A 21,280-nucleotide genomic window follows, 5' to 3' on the forward strand; every position below is an offset into this window, starting at 1 on the left:
TTCCTCGTCATAAGGCATGAGGAGTAAGGAGAACGATGTACTTCACCGATCGGGGCATCGAGGAGCTCGTCACCCGCAGGGGCGAGGAGGAGGTCACCATCGCGTGGCTGGCCGAGCGCCTGCGCGAGTTCGTCGACCTGAACCCCGACTTCGAGACGCCGGTGGAGCGCCTGGCCACCTGGCTGGCGCGTCTCGACGACGAGGACGAGTGATCGTTCACACCTAGAACGCGATATATCTTGACCTTCCCGACGACGCGACATATCGTGTTCTCAGAGGAGGTCATGACATGCGTCAATGGACCATCGACAAACCCGAGCAGCTTGTCTTCGACGGGGTGAGCAGGCTGAACGTGCGGGTGGTGGCGGGCAGGCTGGCGGTGCTGGCCAGTGACGGCCCGGCGACCCTGGAGGTGACCGACATCAGCGAACCGCCGCTCGTGGTGACCCACGAGGACGACGGCACGCTCACCGTCGCCTACAAGGACCTGACCTGGGACGGCCTGCTCGGCTGGCTGCGCGCCGGGCGGCGCCGTACCACGCTCACGCTGACCGTCCCGAAGGACTGCCCGGTCAGCGCCGGGGTGGTCTCCGCTTCGGCCGTCGTCGCCGGGTTCGAGGGCAGCACCTCGGTCAAGAGCGTCTCCGGGGAGGTCGTGCTCGACGGGGTCAGCGGCGAGATCCAGGCCGACACCGTCTCCGGTGACGTGGAGAGCCGCGGCCTGGTCGGCGACCTGTCCTTCAAGAGCGTCTCGGGCGAGCTGACCGTGGCCAAGGGCACGCCCCGCCGGCTGAAGGCCTCCACCGTCTCCGGCCGGATCACCGCCGACCTGGAGCTGCCGCCGACCGGTCACGTCACGCTGAACAGCGTCTCGGGCGAGATCGTGGTACGGCTCCCGCACACGGTGGAGAGCGACGTGACCATCCGCTCCACCTCGGGAAGGGTCGGCTCGGCCTTCCCCGAACTGTCCATCGGCAGCCAGCCGGGGATGAAGACGATCTCCGGCCGGATCGGCGGCGGCATGGCCTCGCTGTCGGCCACCACCATCTCAGCCGACGTCACGCTTCTGAGAGGAGAACCGGCATGAGCCCGGTTTTCGGCCACGGACGCCTCCGCCTGTACCTCCTGAAGCTGCTGGAAGAGAGCCCGCGCCACGGTTACGAGGTCATCCGGCTGCTGCAGGACCGCTTCCTGGGCGTCTACTCGCCCTCGCCCGGCACGATCTACCCGCGCCTGGCCCGGCTGGAGGAGGAGGGCCTGGTCACCCACGAGGTCGTCGACGGCAAGAAGGTCTTCACCCTCACCGACCGGGGCCGCGCGGAGCTGAACGCGCGGATGGACGAGCTGGCCGACCTGGAGCAGGAGATCTCCGACTCCGTCCGCGACATCGCCCGCGAGGTCAAGGAGGACGTGCGCGACACGGTCAAGTCGCTGCGCGAGGAGCTCACCCAGATGGCCAGGGAGGTGCGCCAGGGCGCCAAGCACGACGAGCGCGAGACCAGGGAGGCCTTCCGGCGGGCCAAGCAGGAGCAGCGCGAGGCCTGGCGCGAGCACAAGGCCGACCGGAAGCGGCACCAGGCCGAGTGGAAGCAGGGCACCGGCCGCTGGAAGCAGGAGTGGAAGCGCATCTGGGCCGAGGGCTTCACCGGCGACTGGTCCCCCGAGGGCGACGCGCGGCTCGGGCAGATGCTGGCCGAGTTCGTCGAGGAGGTGCGCACGGACGCGGCGGGCGGACAGGTGACCGAGGAGACCCTCGCCACCGCCCAGGACGCGCTCTACGACGCCGCCCGCCGGATCAGGGAAGCCCTGCGATGATCGCCCTGTACGGCCAGCGTCCGCCCCTCCTCCGCCCGGGACCCCTGTCCCGCACGCCCGGGCCGGCCGTACCCCTCGTCCGTACACCGGAGCCGGAGGCACCCGTGCTCCTCGGGCCGGAGCCGGAGGCACCCGTGCTCCTCATGTCCGAGCGGGACGCGCCCGTGGTCCGCGCACGCGAGCCGGGCGCGCCCGGGGACCCGGACCGGCGGGAGTACGACCCGCCGGCCCCGGATCCCCGGGAGCGGAGCACCGTCACAGTGTGAAAACGATCTTTCCGAAGACGTCGCCCTCGTGCATGGCCGAGAACCCCTCGCGGGCCTCGGCCAGTGGGAGCGTCCGGTCGATCACCGGGCGCAGGCCGGTCTGCTCCAGGAAGCGGGCGAGCCTGCCCAGCTGGTCCCGGGTCCCCATGGTCGAGCCGACCACCGACAGCTGCAGGAAGAAGACGCGGTTGAGGTCGGCGGGGGGAACCGCCCCGCTGGTCGCGCCGGAGACCACGATCCGGCCGCCGGGGCGCAGCGACTTCAGCGAGTGGTCCCAGGTCGCCTGGCCGACGGTCTCCATCACCGCGTCCACCCGCTCGGGCAGCCGTGCGCCGGGCTCGAAGACCTGGTCGGCGCCGAGCTCCAGCGCCCGGGACCGCTTGGCCTCCGACCGGCTGGTGGCCCAGACCCGGTAGCCGCCGGCCCGGCCCAGCGCGATCAGCGCGGTGGCCACCCCGCCGCCGGCCCCCTGCACCAGCACGGTCGAGCCGGGCTCCAGCCCGGACTTCTCGAACAGCATGCGGTAGGCCGTCAGCCAGGCGGTGGGCAGGCAGGCCGCCTCCTCGAAGCTCAGCGCGGCGGGCTTAGGCACGAGATTGCGCCGGGGCACGGCCACCCGCTCGGCGAAGGTGCCGTCGTGCGTCTCCGACAGCAGGGACCGCTTCGGGTCGAGCGTCTCGTCGGCCCCGGTGCCGATCACCGAGTGCACGATGACCTCGTTGCCGTCCTCGTCGAGCCCGGCGGCGTCGCAGCCGAGCACGATGGGGAGCCGGTCCTGGCGGATGCCGACGCCCTTGAGGGTCCACAGGTCGTGGTGGTTGAGCGCGGCGGCCCTGACCGTGACGGTGGTCCAGCCGTCCGGCACCTTGGGCTCCGGGTGCTCCCCGAGGGTCAGCCCGGCCAGAGGGTTGTCGGGATCGGTCTGCGTTGCGGTTACGGCGAACATGGCCGCACCCTACGCCTGCCCCGCCCGCCCGCCGCTACCGCCCCGGCAGGCGAACCCCTCGGAGTCGCGATCACCCCGGCCCGTGAACCCCTCAGAAGAGCCGCACGCCCGCCGATGAGCACGAAGGTCGTCGAGGTTCGGCTTGATCGGCCATTCGATGACATCGCTCACGGAGGAGCCTGTTGTGAACCCGTCCCCCTCGAAGTCCGCCGGACGCCCCCTGCGCCGGCGCGCGGTGTCGCTGCTGGCCCTGTTCGCGCTGGCCTCCGGCACACTGGTGAGCACCCCCGCCCCGGCGCACGCCGCCCCCACCCTGTGCACGGGAGCCGGTTTCGCCGGCGCCGATGTGTACACGGTGGCGGTGAGCACATCCGAGCCCATGGGAATCGCCTATCAGTCGTGGACGGTGGGCGATGTCAACACCGACGGCCGCCAGGACGTGCTCGCCGCCAATGCTTCCAGCCGCATCATCATGATGATGGTGGCCGACTCCAACGGTGCCCTGTCCTGGTCCAACCACATCACTGTCGACCGCTCCCCCTCGGACATCGCCACCGCCGACTTCAACGGTGACACGATCACCGACCTGGCGATCACCAGCGACGACGGCAACAGCGTCTCCGTTCTCATCGGGATGTCCCGCAACGGCAAGGGCACCGGCCGGTTCCTGCCCTATGAGCGCTACATCCTCCCCGAGGCGCCCCGAGGGCTGGCGGTCGGCCACTTCGACGGCGACCGTGATCTCGACCTGGTGACGTCCTCTCCCAGCCGCACCATGCGAGTGCTGCGTGGTACGGGCGATGGCACCTTCCATCAGGCGGCCGCACCCCTTTCGCTGGACTACAGCGACGACATTCTGTGGCAGGGTGATCCGTGGGTGAGCACCGGTGACTTCAACGGCGACGGCAAAACCGACCTGGGATTCGGCGACTACAACGAAATCACGATGAAGGTGCAGCTCGGCAGGGGTGATGGCAGCTTCACCTCGGCCGGGATGATCGAGTCGGGCCTGTACTACGGGCATCCGACCCTGGCCGACTTCAATGGTGACGGCAAAACCGACCTGGCCTCGGTGGACCGCTACACCGGCCGGACCTTCACTCTGCTCGGCGACGGCCGCGGCGGGTTCGACCGCCGGGGCTACCACACCGCGGTGGGCGTGGTCGGTAGCGCGCTCTCCGGTGACTTCGACGGCGACGGCAGAATCGACCTGGTGGCGGCCAAGCCCACCGCGGGTGAGGTGGCGGTGGTGCTGAACGACTGCACCCCCGCCCCCGCGCTGACGGCCTCGCCGGTGACCTCCGCGGGAGACGGTCCCGTGCCCCAGACGGTGACGGTCGCCGTCCCGGACGGCGGATCGGTCGTGCTGCTGGACGGCGCCGGCTCCGTGCAGGAGACGGTCGGCGTCGACGGCCAGGGCACCTACACCCTCGCCCCGGCCACCGGTGTGATCACCTTCACCCCCGTACCGGAGTTCAGCGGCACGGCCACCCCGGTGACCTACCGGGTCGGCGACGCCTACGGGCAGCAGGCGACGGCGTCCTACACCCCCACCGTCACCGCCGTACCCCAGCCGTCACCCACGCCCACACCCACGAGCACGCCCGCACCGTCGAGCGCACCCACGCCCACGAGCACGCCCCAGTCATCGAGCGCGCCCCAGTCATCGAGCGCGCCCCAGCCCTCGGTGCCGTTGGCGTCGAAGGTCGCCGTCGGCGGCAGCGGACAGGTGCGGGTGCCGTGCCAGGTGAACACCGGTCTGCTCACCGAGTGCGCCGTCACCCTGTACAGCGCCGACAGCAGGGCGCTGCCCCTGGGGCAGGGCCGCAGCGTTCTGGACGCCCAGGACGCCGCGAAGACGACGACGGTCGATCTCACCCTGAACGCGACCGGCAGGTCCCTGGCCAACCGGCTGGGCGGGATCACCGCCCGTGCCCAGGTGAGCGTCCGCCCCCTGGGAGCCGAACAGAGCGTGACGGCGACGGCGACCACCCGGCTGCTGCCGTCCACACCGCCGATCGCGCTGCGCCCGGTCTACTTCGGCTCCGGGGCCACGACGATCGACGCCGCCGGCAAGCGGTACCTCGCGCAGGTGCGACGGTCTCTGGGCGAGGTGAAGCAGGTGCGCTGTGACGGCTACACCGACGACACCGGCAGCGCAAGCGCCAACCGCAAGCTCGCCGCCCGGTGGGCGGCAGCGGTGTGCCAGGTCCTGACCGCGGGGACGAAGGCCGAGCCCGTCGTCACCTCCTGGGGAGAGAGCCGTCCGAAGGCCTCCAACCGCACCGCCGCCGGCCGCGCCGCGAACCGGCGGGTCCAGATCAGTCTCACCTTCTGATCAGGCGGCGGGCAGACCGCCGGCCCACCGGGCGCATCGCAGGTACGGCAGGCGCATCGCGGGTACGGCAGGCGCATCGCGGGTACGGCAGGCGGCGGCTCACCGGGCGCGGCACGGGTAAGGCGGGCGGTCACTTCGCCGGGGCGACCCGCAGGCCGGCCATGATCTGCTCCACGCTCCCCCGGGAGCCGGAGGCCGCGACGTAGAACCCGTTCTGGCACATCTCCGCGGAGAACCGGCGGCGTTGCTCGATCATGGGAAGCTCGATCGACGTGATGTCGCAGCCGGGGATCGGGGCGAGCACGATCAGCGTCTCCCGGGCGCCGCCGAACCACAGCTGCGGCCCGACCAGCTCCTTGCCGAAGATCTGGCCGGGCGCGGCCAGCCGGACCGGGAGCCGGGGGGCGAGCACCAGATAGCCGTCCTTGGTGACCTTGCCCTTCAGGTTCTCGGCCCAGAGCATGCGCTGCTCGAAGGTCATGCCCTCCCGGCCGTCCTGGAGCGCCAGCGACCAGGGCGCGAAGTCGAACACCATGACCTGCCCGTCGTCCGGGTTCCTGGCGGGCCACAGGGTCACGTTGTCCCCCATCTCCCGGATCATCGGGCGCCTCCCGGACAGCTCGGCCGCCCCGCCGCCGGGCGTGGTCAGCCAGCGGAACAGGCCGAAGTAGCCCTCCAGCCAGCCGCCCTGGGCCGGTCGCACGCCCAGCTGGGCGATCCGCAGCTCGGCGGGATAGCGGAGCTCGGCCTTGCCGCCGTCGGGGAAGACCGCGCGCACGGTCTCCCAGCCGTCGCGGCGCCGTACGGGGGGATGCAGGACGTTGGGCACCTGCTCGCCCAGCGACGCCGACGGAACGGGCACCGAGGTCGGGAACGGCGTGGTCACCGCGGGCTGCCTGCTGGTCAGCATGCTGACCACAGGAATGGCCACGAGCGCGGCCAGCACCACGGCCCCGATCCAGCGCCGGGGCCCCTTCGGCTCCTCCGCCTCGATGATGTCGTACCGACCGCTGACCACGTCCCCGGCCGCCTCACACGGAAGTTGGGCTTTGGCCCATCTTGGGGTCTTCCCGGCCGGAGTATCCATGCCCCACCGGTCACGAATTCGGATCGGTCGGCCACGGAACCGCGACAGTCGCGTACGGCACGCCGGACGGTGAGGCGAATCCGGCGACGGACGGAGACGGCCGGAAAATGTCGGCATCCCATTGATCTTTAAAGGGCCGCCGCCCATGCGGTCGTCCGGCGGAAACACCGGGCCGCCCCATCGTCCAGAGTTTCCCGGGATACCCGAGAAACCATTGTTAGCGATTGTTACCCATGTTGCCCCAGGTGCCTCACAGCACGCCGTACAACCCGGGTGAGCTGCGGGGATACTTATTCGTTAAATAATAACCAGCGGTTATTTCAATAACGGGACGGCATCGAAGGGAACCGTCCCAGACTTTTTCACGTCGTTTCCTGGCCGAATGCATGATCCATTCAGTAGCGTTCCGATCGTTTTCCTGGCGACGGGAAGTCCCGCCCGGCGCCGAGGACGAAAGGAGCTCCATTGAATTCCCGAGCACGGCGCCTCACGATCCCCCTCACCGGCCTCCTCATGGTCGCCGGAGTGATCGGCGCCACCGGCGGCGGCGCGAGCGCCGCCGCACCGCCCGACGTGGTCACCTCGACCGCCTCGGAGACGCCCGCCGAGGCCACCTCCTTCTGGTCGCCGGAGCGGATGCGCAAGGCCACCGACGCGACCGGCGACATCGACCTGAGCGTCAAGGGCGGCAAGGCCTCCACGGCCGCCGGCCCCGACGGCAAGCCGGGATCGGTCCCGCCGATCGGCCAGGAAGGCGGCAAGTCTCCCAAGAGCAAGCAGGTCAACCTGCCCAACACGGTCGGCCGGGTCTTCTTCACCCTGCCCAAGTCCAACCCGATGGACCCGAAGAGCTGGAAGTACTGCTCCGGCAGCTCCGTGCAGGGCAAATACCGCAACGTCGTGGCCACCTCGGCCCACTGCGTCTACGACGTCAAGACCAACCAGTTCTACGACAACTGGGTCTTCATCCCCTCCTACTGGGACGGCGACCAGGTCTGGAACGGCAAGAACCCCTACGGCATCTACGCGGCCAAGTGGTTCAACGCCCACGACGACTTCGTCGTGAAGGAGGACTACGACTTCGACTACGCGTTCGTCAACGTCCACTCCGGCTTCAAGGTGACCTGGGAGAAGGACAAGGACGGCAAGTGGAAGCCCGTCTTCAAGAACGTCGGCCGGCTCGGTGACAACGTCGGCGGGCAGGGCTTCGCCTGGAACCAGAAGCTGAAGCAGAAGGTCTTCTCCTTCGGTTACCCGGCCGGCCCCCACCCCGACGGCGACAAGCCGTACACCGGCCGCACCATGAAGTGGTGCTACGGCACGACCGGCGCCATGCCGGCCGCCCCGCGCTACAACATCCAGGAGCACGTCGGCTTCAAGTGCGCCTTCACCGCCGGCGCCAGCGGCGGCCCCTGGCTGCTGAAGTACAAGAACTCCTCGCGCACCGGCTACCTCAACGGCGTCAACAGCGTCGCCTGGGACACCGACAAGAACGACCGCTACGACAGGATCTCCTCGCCGTACTTCAACAGCGACACCTACAAGGTGTACAAGGTCGCAGCCAACCGCTGGACCAAGTAGGAACATGCACAGGCAGTAGGGAATCGCCGGCTGTCAGGCCATTCGGTCGGCGCCCCGCCCAGGGGGCCCGGTCCACCGAGGACCGGGCCCCCGCCCATGCCCCCGGCCAGGCCGTACGGCCTTCCGCGTTCAATGGGTGAAGAGTCGATCGACATAGAAGCCGGAGAAGAGCTCCTCGAGTGACTCCTGAACAAACATGCGCAGCGGCCCCATCATGAGATCCATGCCACTCAAGTAAAGGATTTGCTACACTCCGTTGAGTGGAAGAGTGGGAGATCCGCGTCACCAATGAGTTTCGGCAGTGGATCCACGACTTGGAAGATCGTTCTAGGGTGCAGGTCATCGACGTCATCGACCGACTAGCTGAGATCGGCCCCGCCCTGGGGCGTCCGCTCGTCGACAAGGTCGAAGGATCGGAGATCCATAACCTCAAGGAACTACGCCCCGGCTCGGCCGGCCGTTCCGAACTCCGAATCTTGTTCGTGTTCGATCCATGGCGTTCAGCCATCCTGCTGGTCGGTGGCGATAAGTCCGGTGATTGGTCAGGGTGGTACCGCCAGGCCATACCTCATGCTGAGGAGCTATACAGGACATACCTGAAAGAACGAGAGGCCGAGGAGACGAGCTGATGACAGACTTCCCGAAGTGGTCGGATATTCGCGCTGATCTTGTTGAGCGTTCGGGCGGCGAGGAGGCCGTTGCCGCCGCCAAGCAGCGCAACCAGGCCTACATCGACGGCTACCGGCTGGCCGAACGTCGCAGGGAACGCGGTCTCACCCAGACTGAACTGGCCGAGCGCATGGGCGTCACCAAGAGCCGCGTGTCGCAGATCGAACGTGGCGAGGTGTCCACCATCGATGCCATTGCTCGTTATGTACAGGCGCTGGGCGGACACATCCAGGTGGCCGCCGTGTTCGGCGACGACTCGTACATTCTGCGCGGTGCCGACACGCACGCCGCGTAAGCACGGCTCCACACCAGTACGGCCTGTGACATCACGGCTGACGCATCCCGCCCCTGGTCGGTGACATGTCTGCGGACCGCTGTCGTAGGGATGCCGAACCGCTTCCCCAGGTGGTGTGCGATTTTCGTCGGACCCGCGTGCCAGGCTTCCTGCGATCCGTCCCCGCAGAGAGCAGGACTTCCATGAGTGACTACGACTGGCTCGACGACATGGCCTTCTGCGCCACCTTCGTACGTGACCTCACCCCGCACGAGGCGCTGGCCCGGCTGGGTGTCGAGGTGTTCGACGGAGACGACGAAGAAGGCGAGATCGACGAGGGCCTCGTCTGCGCCCGCCCGGCCGGGGGCGGCACCATCCTGAGCGAGGAGAACGGCTTCGCCGGCACCCTGGACGAGGTGCTGCGCCCTCTGTCGGCCGGGACGGTCACCGCCAGCGTCTTCGTCAACGTGAACAGGGTCTCCTCCTTCGTCCACTACGCCAACGGCCGCGAGATCCTGTCCTTCGACCCGCTGTTCCCCGATGACGAGGACGAGCTCCCCCAGGACTACCTGGCCGACCGGAAGGAGCTCGGCCTGGTCGGGCACGAGGCCGAAGGCGGTCTCGCCGCCGCGATGAAGCTGGCCGAGCGCATCACCGGCGTACGGCCGGACGCCTCCAGCGACGTCGTCGCCGCCCACGCCGTCCTCGAACACTACTGATCCGCCACCGGCCGGAGCGGACCGGCGTGATCCGCAGTCCGCATTTCGCTTGGTCGCCGGTCCTCTGGTCGCCGAGTGCCCTGGACAGGTAGGGCGGGGTGGGCGACAGACGCCCGGCCGGAGCACGCGCTCCACGGGTGGGCGGAAACGGCTCACCCGGCGCGCTGTGATGTCACACCTCGTCGAACGGCTGCCGCATGCCGTACATGAGGACTGAAGGATCAAATCACCGCCGAGCCGTTCACCGGCCGGCGAGGCGCGCTGAACCTTTCCGGGTGCCGTATCGCCTCTCCGGCCATGATCGGACTAGCTCTGCTCTGCCTCATATATCCACCGGCCGACATCTTCGGCCTCCGGAACGCCTGTGGAGGTAAAGATGTCGAGCGCGACCTTCCAGTGCGACACGGCCTCATCGATCCGACCGAGACGGTGCAGCGCCTGGCCGAGACCGCTGTTCGCGAATCCCTGCTGGTAGACCTCGTTGGCTTCATCTGCACAGGTCAAGGCCTCCCGATAGTGCCCGAGCGCGGCGTGCACGTCTCCGCTCGCCAGGCAGGTGGCGGCCAGTTCGTTCAGCACCTCGCTCTCCAACTGCCTGCTCCGCAGCTTCTTCACCAGGGCGAGCGCCTTCTCGTGGTGGTCCATGGCCTCGGGATAGCGTTCCTGGTACCGCAAAGCCATGCCGATGTTGCTGAAAACGTCCGCCTCGATGCGCGGGCTCTGCAGTTCCCGGGCCAGGCGAAGGGCTTGCTCAAGCAGATTCAGCGCGACTTCGGGTTCGCCCACCTTCATGCGAACCACAGCGATCTGGAGCAGGCCGTACGCCGCATCGTGTTTCCTTCCCTGCCCCTCCCAGAAACGCTGGCACTTCAGAAGCAGATCCAGCGCTTCGTCGAGGCGTCCCAGCCTCATGTAGATGAGCGCGATCGCGTCCATGGCTGCGTTCTCACCGACAGGCCGATCGAGCTCGCGGTAGAGCGCGATGCTCTGTTCTCCCGCCCCAGCCGCCTCACCGAGTCTTCCTGCCAGCTGCAGCCCGTAACTCAACATACGGAGGCACCTAGCTTCGGCATAAGTTTCCCCGATGCTGCGCCATATCTCGAGAGCCTCCTGCTGATACCTCACATTCTCGTCGTACCGGCCGGTGAACATCATCGCGAAGCCGCGATCGTTCAAGATGTGAGCCTCGGCTTCCCGGTCACCGACAAGCCTGGCCGAGTGCAGGGCTATCTCGGACGTCATCAACCAGTCGTCGAAATGCTCCCTGATATAGAAGAACTTTCTCAGCCGGTGAGCGAGGCGCCACGCGTAAACATGCCAACCCTCCTCAGCGGCATAAACGATCATGGCAACGAGCGTTCGCTGCTCGGCTTCCAGCCATTCCACGGCCCCGTCGAAGTCGTCGAAGTCCGGAGTGCCGTCGAGTGGGGTGAGCGTCATGAATTCGACATCGCTTCTCTCCACATGAAGCGCAGCCTTGTAAACGGTGCTCTCGTACCAGTCGAACATCCTGGTCAGAGCGCCGGCCCGGTCGGCCTCCGTGTCGCCCGTCTCCGCCCGCTCTCGAGCGTAGACACGCACGAGGTCGTGCATCGTTACTCTCCGGTCACTGGAGAGCTGGAGAAGATGAGCGTTGAACAAGGTGTCGACGGCTGCGCATGCTTCCTCGTTGGTCATGCCGGTGAGCACGGCCACCGCCTCAAGGCCGATGCTCGGCCCCGGTTGCAGTCCCAGCAGACGGAACGTCCGCTGTGCCGTCCCTGAAAGACTCCGGTAAGAAAGTTCCAGCGCGGAGCGGACCCCGATGTGTGGATCCTCCTCAAGCTCCAGCACGCTCAACTGGTTCTCGCGTTCCAGTCTCGCCGCGAAGTCAGCGATCCGCAGCGTCGGCCGGCTGGCGAGCTGCGCGGCGGCAAGCCGGAGCGCAAGCGGCAGATACCCGCATAACCGGGCCAGTTCAGCAACTGCGGAGCTCTCGTTCGCGACCCTCTCGGTTCCGAGAAGCGCCGTGAGCAACGCCAGCGCCTCCTCGGCGGGCAATACGTCGAGAGTGATCCTCTGGACATCGTGAGTGACGGAGAGCCCGCGCAAGGAATCCCGACTCGTGATGACGACTCTCGAAGGAGTGGATCCCGGCAGCAGAAGGCGGACCTGGTCTGAGGCCGCAGCATTGTCCAGGACGATGAGCAACCGCCTGCCGGCCAGGAGGGAACGGTAGAGAGCGGCACGCTCATCGATGTCGTGGGGGATCTCGTCACTGGCGACCCCGAGCGCGCGAAGAAGGTGACTCAGCGCCTGAGCTCCGGTGGTCGGCCTCCCCGAAGAGTAGCCCCGGAGATCGATATAAAGCTGTCCGTCCGGAAACCGAGCCGCCACACGGTGGCCCCAGTGTGTCGCCAAGGCCGTCTTGCCCACTCCCGCGGTGCCCGCGATGGCGGAGGTCACGACGGCGGTGGTCTCCCTGCCCGTGGAAAGAAGCAGGTCGAGCCGGCGCAGGCTCTCGGCCCGACCGGTGAAGCGGGAAATGTCAGCAGGCAGCTGCCGGGGAACGGGAGTGACGTATCCGGTCGACGGCTGCTCTGCGGCGACGGTTTCAGGAGTGGATTCCCCCGAAAGGATCACCTGATGAATCCGGACGAGTTCCTCTCCGGGATCCAGACCCAGATCATCGCGCAGCAGCAGCCGTATCGCCCTGAATTCATCCAGAGCCTCAGCCGTCCGGCCCGCTTTGTGGAGTACCCGCATCAACTGCCCGCGCAGCCCTTCGTTCAGCGGATGCCCGGTGACCAGCAGACGCAATTCTCCGATTGATTCGGCATGACGTCCCAGTGCGAGATCCGCCTCGATGCGTTGCATGAGAGCGGACAGACGCAATTCTTCCAGGGGCGCCCCTTCCGCCGTCTGGAATTCAGGTTGCGTACCGCCGAGGGCGGGCCCACGCCACAGCGACAGTGCCTCGCGAAACCGGTTGGAGGCCTCCAAGGGGTTTCCGGCGTCCAGGACCGATCGTGCCCGGGCCGTTTCGGCGAGGAAGACGTCCAGGTCGGAAGCGCCTGGCTGTAGCTTCAGCGAGTATCCCGTGGAGGAGCTCACCAGCGCCTGCGGGTCGGCGAGCAGCCGTCGCAAGGACCACAGATGATTGTGGATCAACCTCCGGCCGGTGGCGGGGACTTTCCCTCCCCACAGCGCCGTCAGCACCCGATCGTGGGATACCACCCGATTGGCCTGAAGAACGAGGAGCGCCAGAAGCGTTCGCTGTTTCGGCCCCACGACCGCGATCGAACGTCCGTCATGGCATATGTCTACCGGTCCGAGAACACGAAACTCCACAAAAACTCCTGCGAACCGTCACCGTCACGCTGCGGCGTCTTCCGGCTACCTGTCGCATGTTTACCGCTCTGCAGGCGCTGACCTGCACTTTGACTCGGCGAAACGCGCGAAGGAAACCCCAAAAACAAGATCGAGACATTATATCCGACAAGATCAACAGCACCGTCGGGAATCCTTGCCCTGATCATCTCCGGCCGGGTTCTCCCATTCCCAAAACCCCGGCCGGTCTGTCTTCCCTGACAACGGAGGTACCGGTGGGGTTCCCCTTACCGAACCACTCGACCGCGCCGCCGCCACGGCGTAGGTCATCCAGACGGACCACGCTCACGGTGGCGACCGTCTCGTCCCTGGCCGCATCCCTCTTGGTAGCCGGAAGTTCCCTGCCCGCGCAGGCAGACCCCGAGCCAGCGTCCGCTCCCGTCCCGGCGGTGACGGAGTTTCCGCGACCAGAGGATCCGGATGCGCCCCTGCGGGCCGCGATCGAAGAGGCCAGGAAACAGAACAAGCCGGTGGCGGTCGAGCAGGCCTACACCGAGACTTCGCGCACCTGGGCCTATCCCGACGGCCATCTGGCCATGGAGTCGTACGCAGGACCGGCCCAGCTGAAGCAGGCCGACGGATCCTGGGCCTGGATCGACACCACCCTCGTCGAGCAGGACGGAGTGCTACGGCCGAAGGTCGCCAAGGCCGACGTGGAGTTCTCCACCGGCGGCGAAGGCAAACCCTTCGCATCGATGGAGCGCGAGAAGAAGGATCAACGGTTCGCCATGGAATGGCCGACGCCGCTGCCCAAACCGGTGCTCAACGGCAACGTCGCCACTTACCCCGACGCCGCAGGTCCTGCCGCAGACTTGGTCGTGACCGCCCTGCCCACGGGTTTCCGGCACGACGTGGTCCTGCGGGAGAAGCCGTCCGGCCCGATGGAGCTCCGTATCCCGGTGCAGACCGAGAACCTGACGTTGAGCAAGACCAAGGACGGCGGGCTGAAGCTGGCCGACAAGGGCGGGAAAACCATCGCGCAGGCTCCCACGCCGGTGATGACCGACAGCAGCGACCGAGGACCTGCCGTCCAGCAGGACGGCAAGCCCGCCCCGGTCCAGCAACGCGTCGGGAAGATCACCACGCGGGTGGTCAAGGACGACGGAAAGAACCTGCTGGTGCTCACCCCGGACGCCGCCTGGCTGGCCGACCCGGCCACGAAGTATCCCGTGGTCGTGGATCCCACCACGACACTGACCCTGGAAACCGACGTGCAGGTCTATTCTCGGCCGTGCGGCGGTGACTCCAGTTCCTCCGGCTCCAGCGACCTGCTCAGAGTGGGCGGTCTGAACGACCCCTGCAAGGCCGTGAACAACGCTCGGGCCTACCTCAAGTTCGACACCGCTCCCCTGGTCGGTAGGTCGATCGGCTCGGCGCGTCTGGACATGCTGGCCCAGGCCGACCCGAGCTACAGCGGCAGCACTTTCAACGGCGGGATCAAGGTTTCCCGGATCACCTCGTCGTGGAACAGCTTCACCTGGTCCACCAAGCCGTCCGTCGTCGCCGCCGGCTCTCAGGTGCAGCAGTACCCGGGGGCGGGAGGTGGCACCCTGCCCACCTATCCCCGGCCGTTCACCTGGGACATCACCGCCATCGCGAACGCGTGGGCCGCGGGGGCGCCCTCCTATGGACTGGAACTGCGCGCGGTCAACGATTCGGCGATGACCTATCCGTACGCCGGATATGTAGAGTTCCACTCCATGGAGCGGGCCGGCGCCGAGGCCCGGCCGCCCAAGCTGACCGTGTCCTACATGCTGCCACCGGAGATCCCCACGGTGACCGCCGAGTCGATCGACTCGATCAGCGGCAACGACGCGATCGCCCGCAGCACCAGTGTGAAGGTCGGTTTCAAGTCCAGTGTGGCCGAGACCGCGAACCTGGACTACACCGTCACGATCAATGACTCCACCATGATTCCCCCGCCGGTCCTGCCGACCGGGGAGCTTGCGCACTGGAAGTTCGACGAGGAGGCGGGAGCCACCACGGCAGCCGACGCCACCGGACACGGCCACACGCTCGCTTTGCAGAACGGCGCGTTCACCGGTCTGGGGCAGATCGGTCGTGCGCTCTACCTGAACTCCACCGTCGGTTCCACCTCCCCTCCGACACCGACCCCGACTCCCACCCCGACACGGACTGCCACCCCCACGCCGACACCGACGCGGTCTTCCACCCCCACACCGACCCCGACCCCGACCTCTACGGCCTGCGCCTACCCGGCGTGGTCAGAAGACGGTGAATACGAACCCGGTGATCGGGTCAGCCACGAGGGACACGCCTGGGAAGCTCTCGACACCGACTTCCCGTGGCGAGGAATGCCGGGAGACGAGGACTGGCCGAGCTGGCGAGACCTCGGTTCCTGCACCGGTGGCACACCCACCACCCCCACGCCGACCCCCACGCCGACCTCTACGCAGGCCTGTCCTTACCCGGCATGGTCGGAAGATGCGATGTACGAGCCCGGTGATCGGGTCAGCCACGAGGGACACGCCTGGGAAGCTCTCGACATCGACCTCCCCTGGCCGGGAGTACCGGGAGACGAAGACTGGCCGGCCTGGAAAGATCTCGGCCCCTGCCCCGGCAGCGCACTCTCCGCTCCGTCGAAAGCCGACGCCACGACCAAGAGCGCGCAGACAGCTGTGAGCACGGGCAACGCCTATGCCGCGACCAACGGCCCGCTGCTGCGCACCAACGCCAGCTTCACCGTCGCCACCTGGATCCGCCTCCAGGAGGGCGGAAGCATCCAACCCGTCTTCAGCCAGAGGAACGACCAGGGGAACGGCCTCCTTCTGTACTACTTGGGCGATTCGGGGGGCAACTTCCAGGACTGGCGTCTGGATATGACGAGTGAGGACGGCTACAACAGCACCTGGGTGGTATCCAGCAAGCCGGCCAAGGTCGGTTTCTGGACGCATGTGGTGGCTCAGTACGACGCCGGAGCGGGCAAGCTCCGACTGTACGTCGACGGCACCCTCGCCGGGGAGAAGGACCACCGCATCACCTGGGACGCCCGCGGCGCCTTCCGCATCGGTCACGCCCTGAGCAAGAACGGTTCCTTCGGCTACATGCAGGGCGCCGTGGACGACATGCGCGTCTACGACCGCGTCCTGACCGCCGACGAGGTCAAGGCCCTCAACGGCATCGTCACCGCCACCAGCTACAACAACATTCCCTCCGGCCAGGTCACCAACGAGACCTTCAAGCTGGACAACCCGGCCAGCTTCAAGTTCGTCGTCAAGGCCTGCCGCACCGGCGTCACCCCGCCCTCGTGCAACGAGAGCCCGGCTTACCGCATCACCAGCGACGCGCCGGTACTGCCGACCGACACCGAGACCGGCATGGCCGACCCGACCCAGCCGATCCTGTCGGGTATGGTCAACCGCCCCTCCGGCGGACCGGTCACCGCCAAGTACTACCTGTACGACAACAGCGGTGCCCCAGTCGGCTCCAGCCCGCTCGGGCAGCGTACGGTCAACGGCGGCGAGCGCGCGTCCTTCCAAATCGCCGAGAATGTCGTGCAGGCAGGTCGGACCTACACCTGGCAGATGGAGACCTGTGTCAGCGGCGCAGACGGTTCAGGCGAGATCTGCACCCCCAAGAGCGCAGCGGTCAACTTCACCACCCCGGGTACCCCTAGCGAGCCGCCCGCCGAAGAGGTCCGGAGCCTGACGCTGGGCAAGGACAGCTTCGTCATCAAGACCGCCAAGACCGACCCGACGGCCTGTGATGGCAACCCGTGCACTGTGACCGACTCCGCCACCATGCAGATCGGCGGTGCCGGCGCGGACAAGACCGTCACCGTCATAGGGCTCAAGCTCGACGGGCTTCCCAATGGCGCCAGTGTGTCCGAGGCCATCATAAAACTCGGTACGCCGACCTGCCCAGCGGGGACCTGTCCCACAGATGCCGTCATCACCGCGGCACCATTGAAGAGCGCGGTAACCGGCGATACCAAGGGGTCAGACCTGGCCGGTGACGTCGATACCAACGGCGCCGCCCACCTCTTCCCGATCACCACGCCGCAGGCAAATATCGCCGGCAGCGAATATCAGTGGTTGATGCTCACCTCCAACAAGGACGAGGTCATCGCTTTCGGGAATGCCACAGCTGCTGATCAGCCCTCTGCCACATTGACCTACTTGCCCGCCGGGCCTCCCGGCAAGGTACTCAACCTGACTGCCTCGCCCGGGGATAGCGGCACCGTTGCAAGTTGGGGCCTGCCGGAAACTAACGGCGGCGTCGCGTTGCTAGACGGCTACGACGTTGAGGTGTCCGATGACAATGGTGTAGTGACCACACTGCAGGTCACTGAACCGATGGCGGCGATTTCCGAACTGACCAACGAAATCACCTACACCGTCAAGGTTCGCGCCAAGACCCACTTCGGTGTCAGCGACTGGGAGTCGACCACGGTCACCCCCAAAGCCGTACCGCCACCACCTCCGCCGTCACAGCCGTGTTCTCCCCGTGGCGGTTACAATGGCGGAGCGCGAACTATGAGTGTGCAGGCTGCATCCTCCACTCACGAATACGCGGATCGCATCAAGAGCTACTACCAGGCCCAGGACGCGGTCCTGGAGGGCCGCGCCGCAACCGTGTGGCAGGCGCCCGGAGTAACTCCTGAGGCCCCAATCACCGCGAAGGCTTCGCTTCTCAACAATGAGCTAGTGCAGCAGAAGAAAAAATTGGACACTGCTGGCATTACTCGCATAAATTCGACAGTCACCGTTGAAAACGTGATCCCGCAAATCGCGTCCGACGGCACAGTTCAGGTAACCGCCGTGGTAAAGCGTTCCTGGGAGGAGAGACCCACTCCGCTAACCGAAGCACAGACGCTCACCGCGAAAAATGTCGTGACGGCCCAAGGGCAAGTTGAGCCAAGCGATCCCACTATCGAAGCACATGTCTTCGACAGCTGCGGCGGAATGACCATCGTGGTAATTCCGATAGAGTCAAATGAGGACTCGACAGATCATCACGACGGCATAGCCGGTTGTGGGACGAACGCGTCAGCCCGAGCTTCCGCGTTGGCAGCTCCACTGGAAGATCCTTGCGCCGGCCCTGCTGCTGGCCCATGTCACGCTAAGTGGGGCGGAGACAAAGACAGAAATGCCGATGGGTACGGGGACGACCCGAGTTCTCTACGGTGCGATCTTGTAGTATCTCTAGGGAAGAAGGGGTGGTACTTCAAAACCTCCATCTACTCTACGTGGCATCCTAGCCGACCCGCAGGAAATATGGAGAAGGATGATAGGTGGGTAATTGACGAGCTCCGAAACCATGTCCAGCTTTACCCGAGCAGCAAGACCGCCTGGGGCTGGGGCACGTCATTTGCCAAGGCCCTTACCAAAAGCGCAAAAATCGGAGCAACATCGAAAGCTTGTTTCGGTTGGGACAAGCTCAACTTCGAGCCGAACTTCGGCTTGGACGTCACCCCCAAGTCAGGCGGCTTCCCCACTCTTGCTCTTGGTCTAACTCTATCCGCCGAAGCCGTAGAGGACTGTGGCGACTACAACCCTACCGAGGTTAAAGGAAACAAGATCTACGACGCCTATCCGGGAATAGCCAGCCGATGCAATTCCAGCATTCTTAGCTCATGCGATATCACGACATATCGCCACGCTCTGACGAGTTCCCTTACATTCGACTTCAAATATTCGGAGCGGAATTCGCTTGGACAAGTATATGAAAAGAGGTACACAACTCCTACTATCAGGTCTACCGTCTGGGTCGCCGTGGAGCGCGATTGGATAATAGACCACACGTTGGGCGGGAAGTGGGAGCACATTAAACCAATCGAGAGATACAGGAACTGCACACTCCATAATCAGCCACTCTAAGTAACACTTAATCCTGGTGTCCGGAGAGATTCACTCTCCGGACACCAAGCCGTCTTACAGAGTCACAAGAATCGGGACAGAAATGAATTACCCTGTCACATCAAAAGCGAAAATTTTCATAGCATTTCTCTTGAGTCTTTTATTCTTCCTGAGCGCATGCGATTACACAACACATCCGACCCCAATTAAGCTTGGCAGCAATGACCGGTCAATTTGGGTCATTTTAAATGGATTTGCAGTAGCAAATCCCGACTATCAGGTAAATTTTTTCCAAATGAAAGCCGCGGGTCTGCTCGATCAAAAAGCCACGAGAGCGGGCTCGAATATTGAAATCCCTGTTCTCCTAGAGGCGCGGCCAGCACAATCTTTCTCGTGGGGGAAATGGGTTCAATCGAAAATTGTTATCGAGCAATCTGGGAAAATTAATACACCCGCACTCGGCGCTTGGGATCTAACTAAATTAATAGAAAATACGGACGTCATCTCGGGGAAGATTGATGATGCCGTACTCGGGCATCGATCACCCATCCGATCTATGCAAGCGGTTATTTGGCTACAAGAACCGATCAGTGAATCTAGGCTTTCAGAAATCACTCCCAACTCCGCCCACTTGGACCTAGTTTTCCTATCCCCCGGCCTAAAAGGCAGGAAGCCTATTGGATGGGATGCACAAGAGGACTGCACCCTTAGGGGAATGGAGGTCTGCCAATCCGATCGAACATTAACCGGTCAATTCAGGCAATGGACATCCATGCTAGAAGGGGTCGATGAACAGATACTTAAATGGCTTGGACTAAATCTATCTGAATTGCAACTGCGCGCCACAGAAGGCAAGATATACGGTGCAGTTTTAACTCTTCCTCCTGCAGATCTTATTGACATTCAATCGAGGCCGGAAGTCGCCTGGGCGCAAATCATTGGCATGCGAATGTAATTTTCAAAGCTTCTGGAAATGTCTTTCTCGAATCCCTGTTCTGGCTCGAGAGGGATCGGGTTTATGCAACATTCTCATCATCGGCGCCCTGAGCGACGGGTCCCACAACGGCACCGGTCAGCCGTGCACTTACAGCGTGTCCTATATGGTGGGTGCGTCGTTGGACCCCCATGGACAGCAGGCAATGGGACTGGATCGTCCCGAAGGGCTTGTGGGAGATCGCACGGCCGTTGCTGCCGATGCCGCGAATACGTCCACAGGGCGGCGGAATCACCGGTATCGCTGATGAGGCGGTGTTCGCCACCATCGTCTACGTGCTGGTCAGCGGATGCGCCTGGCAGGCTCTGCCACCGTGCTTCGGCGCCTCGAAATCGACCGTGTACCGCCGCTTTGTGATCTGGTCGCGGGCCGGTGTGGGAGCGGCTGCACCAGGGGTGTCCTGGGCCGGCTGGCCGCCGAGGATCTGCTGGATGTATCGCGCGTGGTGCTCGATTCGGCGCATGTACGTGCCAAAAAGGGGCGAATATACCGGTCCATCACCCGTGGACCGGGGTAAATCCGGTTCCAAGCTGCACATCCTGCCGGATGCAGCCGGACTGCCGTTGGTCGTCGAGTTGTCCGCGGCCAATACCCCCGATGGTCACCGGCTGAAGCCGATGGTGACCCGTCTCCAATTGAGTCATGAACCGGTTCGCGGTGAGTACCGCAAGCCCGGCAAGCTCCACGCCGACAAGGCGTACGACCATCCCGAGCTGCAGCGACGGCTGGGCAGCAAGCGCATCGAGGTACGCATCGCCCGCGAGGTCAAGTCCAGCACCCGGCTGGGCCGCCATCGGTGGGTGATCGAACGAACGATCGCCTGGCTGTTCGGCTACCGACGCCTATCACCCCGCTACGAGCGGCATCCCGACGCCTACCTGGCCTTCCTCACTTTGGCTGCAGTCGTCACCTGCTACAAGCGCTACCTCAAGCTCACCATCTAGGACACCGTCTAAGACGTGCTCTTAGAGCGCCTAACATAATGATCTTTGTTGTGCTTTGATCTCTCGCTGTAGCCGAGTGAGAGGAGCGCGGATGGCCAAACTGAAGCCGTGGGAGGTCAGCGAGGAGCTGTGGGCGGTGATCGAGCCCTTGTTGCCACAGCGTCGACGGCGGTTTCGGCATCCGGGACGCAAGCGGCTGGATGACCGGCTGGCGTTACAAGGCATCTTGTTCGTGCTGCACACCGGGATTGCCTAGGAGCACCTGCCGCAGGAGCTCGGCTACGGCTCGGGCATGACGTGCTGGCGGCGGCTGGCCGAGTGGAACAAGGCCAGTGTGTGGCAGCGGTTGCACGAGGTGCTGCTCGATCGGCTGCGGGCGGCCGACGCGCTGGACTTTTCCCGGGCTGCTGTGGACTCCTCGCAGATCAGAGCGTTAAAAGACATCCCAGGGGCTATGAG

14 protein-coding genes and 1 pseudogene are annotated in these 21,280 nt (G+C 65.3%); 12 read left to right on the forward strand and 3 right to left on the reverse strand.

Translation table 11 applies throughout. The annotated features are described in order from the left end of the window. The first annotated feature begins 35 nt into the window (after positions 1 to 35). The 3 genes from Psi01_RS33440 (at position 36) to Psi01_RS33450 (ending at position 1,815) form a co-directional block, all read left to right on the forward strand. Entirely contained in the window at positions 36 to 212 is a 177-nt protein-coding gene (locus tag Psi01_RS33440) for a DUF6104 family protein (RefSeq protein ID WP_203876969.1), read from the forward strand. A gap of 77 nt (positions 213 to 289) precedes the next feature. Then, complete coding sequence (locus Psi01_RS33445) at positions 290 to 1,087, forward strand: DUF4097 family beta strand repeat-containing protein (RefSeq protein ID WP_204068141.1); 798 nt, start codon at positions 290 to 292, stop codon at positions 1,085 to 1,087. Then, positions 1,084 to 1,815 (forward strand): PadR family transcriptional regulator, encoded by a 732-nt coding sequence (locus Psi01_RS33450; protein WP_204068142.1) that lies wholly within the window; start codon positions 1,084 to 1,086, stop codon positions 1,813 to 1,815. Before Psi01_RS33445 ends, Psi01_RS33450 begins: the two co-directional genes overlap by 4 nt. Before the next feature lie 255 nt (positions 1,816 to 2,070). Here the strand turns inward: Psi01_RS33450 and Psi01_RS33455 are convergent, their stop codons facing one another. Continuing rightward, positions 2,071 to 3,027 carry a zinc-binding dehydrogenase gene (locus Psi01_RS33455; RefSeq protein ID WP_204068143.1) on the reverse strand — a complete coding sequence of 319 codons (957 nt, stop codon included), beginning with the start codon at positions 3,025 to 3,027 and terminating at the stop codon, positions 2,071 to 2,073. A 184-nt stretch (positions 3,028 to 3,211) separates the two neighbouring features. On the opposite strand from Psi01_RS33455, the gene Psi01_RS33460 reads away from it, so the two are divergent. Then, on the forward strand, positions 3,212 to 5,365 hold the full coding sequence (locus tag Psi01_RS33460) for an FG-GAP-like repeat-containing protein (RefSeq protein WP_204068144.1): 2,154 nt from the start codon (positions 3,212 to 3,214) through the stop codon (positions 5,363 to 5,365). A 130-nt stretch (positions 5,366 to 5,495) separates the two neighbouring features. Here the strand turns inward: Psi01_RS33460 and Psi01_RS33465 are convergent, their stop codons facing one another. Then, positions 5,496 to 6,383: a hypothetical protein gene (locus tag Psi01_RS33465; protein ID WP_204068145.1), complete on the reverse strand. Its 888-nt coding sequence runs from the start codon at positions 6,381 to 6,383 to the stop codon at positions 5,496 to 5,498. Between the two features lie 534 nt (positions 6,384 to 6,917). On the opposite strand from Psi01_RS33465, the gene Psi01_RS33470 reads away from it, so the two are divergent. From Psi01_RS33470 to Psi01_RS33485, 4 genes are all read left to right on the forward strand, one after another. Continuing rightward, a complete protein-coding gene (locus tag Psi01_RS33470; RefSeq protein ID WP_204068146.1) occupies positions 6,918 to 8,033 on the forward strand; it encodes a trypsin-like serine peptidase in 1,116 nt (371 codons plus the stop codon). A gap of 260 nt (positions 8,034 to 8,293) precedes the next feature. After that, positions 8,294 to 8,662 carry a type II toxin-antitoxin system RelE/ParE family toxin gene (locus Psi01_RS33475; RefSeq protein ID WP_204068147.1) on the forward strand — a complete coding sequence of 123 codons (369 nt, stop codon included), beginning with the start codon at positions 8,294 to 8,296 and terminating at the stop codon, positions 8,660 to 8,662. Continuing rightward, a complete protein-coding gene (locus tag Psi01_RS33480; RefSeq protein WP_204068148.1) occupies positions 8,662 to 8,997 on the forward strand; it encodes a helix-turn-helix domain-containing protein in 336 nt (111 codons plus the stop codon). The genes Psi01_RS33475 and Psi01_RS33480 overlap by 1 nt, the downstream gene beginning before the upstream one ends. Positions 8,998 to 9,179: 182 nt before the next feature. Further along, positions 9,180 to 9,695 carry a DUF6461 domain-containing protein gene (locus Psi01_RS33485; protein WP_204068149.1) on the forward strand — a complete coding sequence of 172 codons (516 nt, stop codon included), beginning with the start codon at positions 9,180 to 9,182 and terminating at the stop codon, positions 9,693 to 9,695. Between the two features lie 306 nt (positions 9,696 to 10,001). Here the strand turns inward: Psi01_RS33485 and Psi01_RS33490 are convergent, their stop codons facing one another. After that, positions 10,002 to 13,025, reverse strand: coding sequence for an AfsR/SARP family transcriptional regulator (locus tag Psi01_RS33490; RefSeq protein ID WP_204068150.1), 3,024 nt, complete (start codon positions 13,023 to 13,025; stop codon positions 10,002 to 10,004). 428 nt (positions 13,026 to 13,453) lie between these two features. Here Psi01_RS33490 and Psi01_RS33495 point away from each other — a divergent pair, with 428 nt between their 5' ends. The 4 genes and pseudogenes from Psi01_RS33495 to Psi01_RS43685 all read left to right on the forward strand — a co-directional run. Continuing rightward, positions 13,454 to 18,904: a LamG-like jellyroll fold domain-containing protein gene (locus Psi01_RS33495; RefSeq protein WP_204068151.1), complete on the forward strand. Its 5,451-nt coding sequence runs from the start codon at positions 13,454 to 13,456 to the stop codon at positions 18,902 to 18,904. A gap of 82 nt (positions 18,905 to 18,986) precedes the next feature. Next, entirely contained in the window at positions 18,987 to 19,838 is an 852-nt protein-coding gene (locus Psi01_RS33500; protein ID WP_204068152.1) for a hypothetical protein, read from the forward strand. Positions 19,839 to 20,008: 170 nt separating this feature from the next. Then, positions 20,009 to 20,821, forward strand: coding sequence for an IS5 family transposase (locus Psi01_RS33505; RefSeq protein ID WP_204068153.1), 813 nt, complete (start codon positions 20,009 to 20,011; stop codon positions 20,819 to 20,821). Between the two features lie 91 nt (positions 20,822 to 20,912). After that, positions 20,913 to 21,257 (forward strand): annotated as a pseudogene (locus Psi01_RS43685) (transposase); the annotation flags it as partial. Positions 21,258 to 21,280: the final 23 nt, after the last annotated feature.

The sequence above is a fragment of the Paraplanobispora siamensis genome (assembly GCF_016863175.1).
Lineage (GTDB): Bacteria > Actinomycetota > Actinomycetes > Streptosporangiales > Streptosporangiaceae > Planobispora > Planobispora siamensis.

Coding starts and splice junctions, on each gene's coding strand:
- Psi01_RS33440 (WP_203876969.1), top strand. CDS start 36: ATGTACTTCACCGATCGGGGCATCGAGGAGCTCGTCACCCGCAGGGGC.
- Psi01_RS33445 (WP_204068141.1), top strand. CDS start 290: ATGCGTCAATGGACCATCGACAAACCCGAGCAGCTTGTCTTCGACGGG.
- Psi01_RS33450 (WP_204068142.1), top strand. CDS start 1,084: ATGAGCCCGGTTTTCGGCCACGGACGCCTCCGCCTGTACCTCCTGAAG.
- Psi01_RS33455 (WP_204068143.1), bottom strand. CDS start 3,027: ATGTTCGCCGTAACCGCAACGCAGACCGATCCCGACAACCCTCTGGCC.
- Psi01_RS33480 (WP_204068148.1), top strand. CDS start 8,662: ATGACAGACTTCCCGAAGTGGTCGGATATTCGCGCTGATCTTGTTGAG.
- Psi01_RS33485 (WP_204068149.1), top strand. CDS start 9,180: ATGAGTGACTACGACTGGCTCGACGACATGGCCTTCTGCGCCACCTTC.
- Psi01_RS33500 (WP_204068152.1), top strand. CDS start 18,987: ATGAATTACCCTGTCACATCAAAAGCGAAAATTTTCATAGCATTTCTC.
- Psi01_RS33505 (WP_204068153.1), top strand. CDS start 20,009: ATGGACAGCAGGCAATGGGACTGGATCGTCCCGAAGGGCTTGTGGGAG.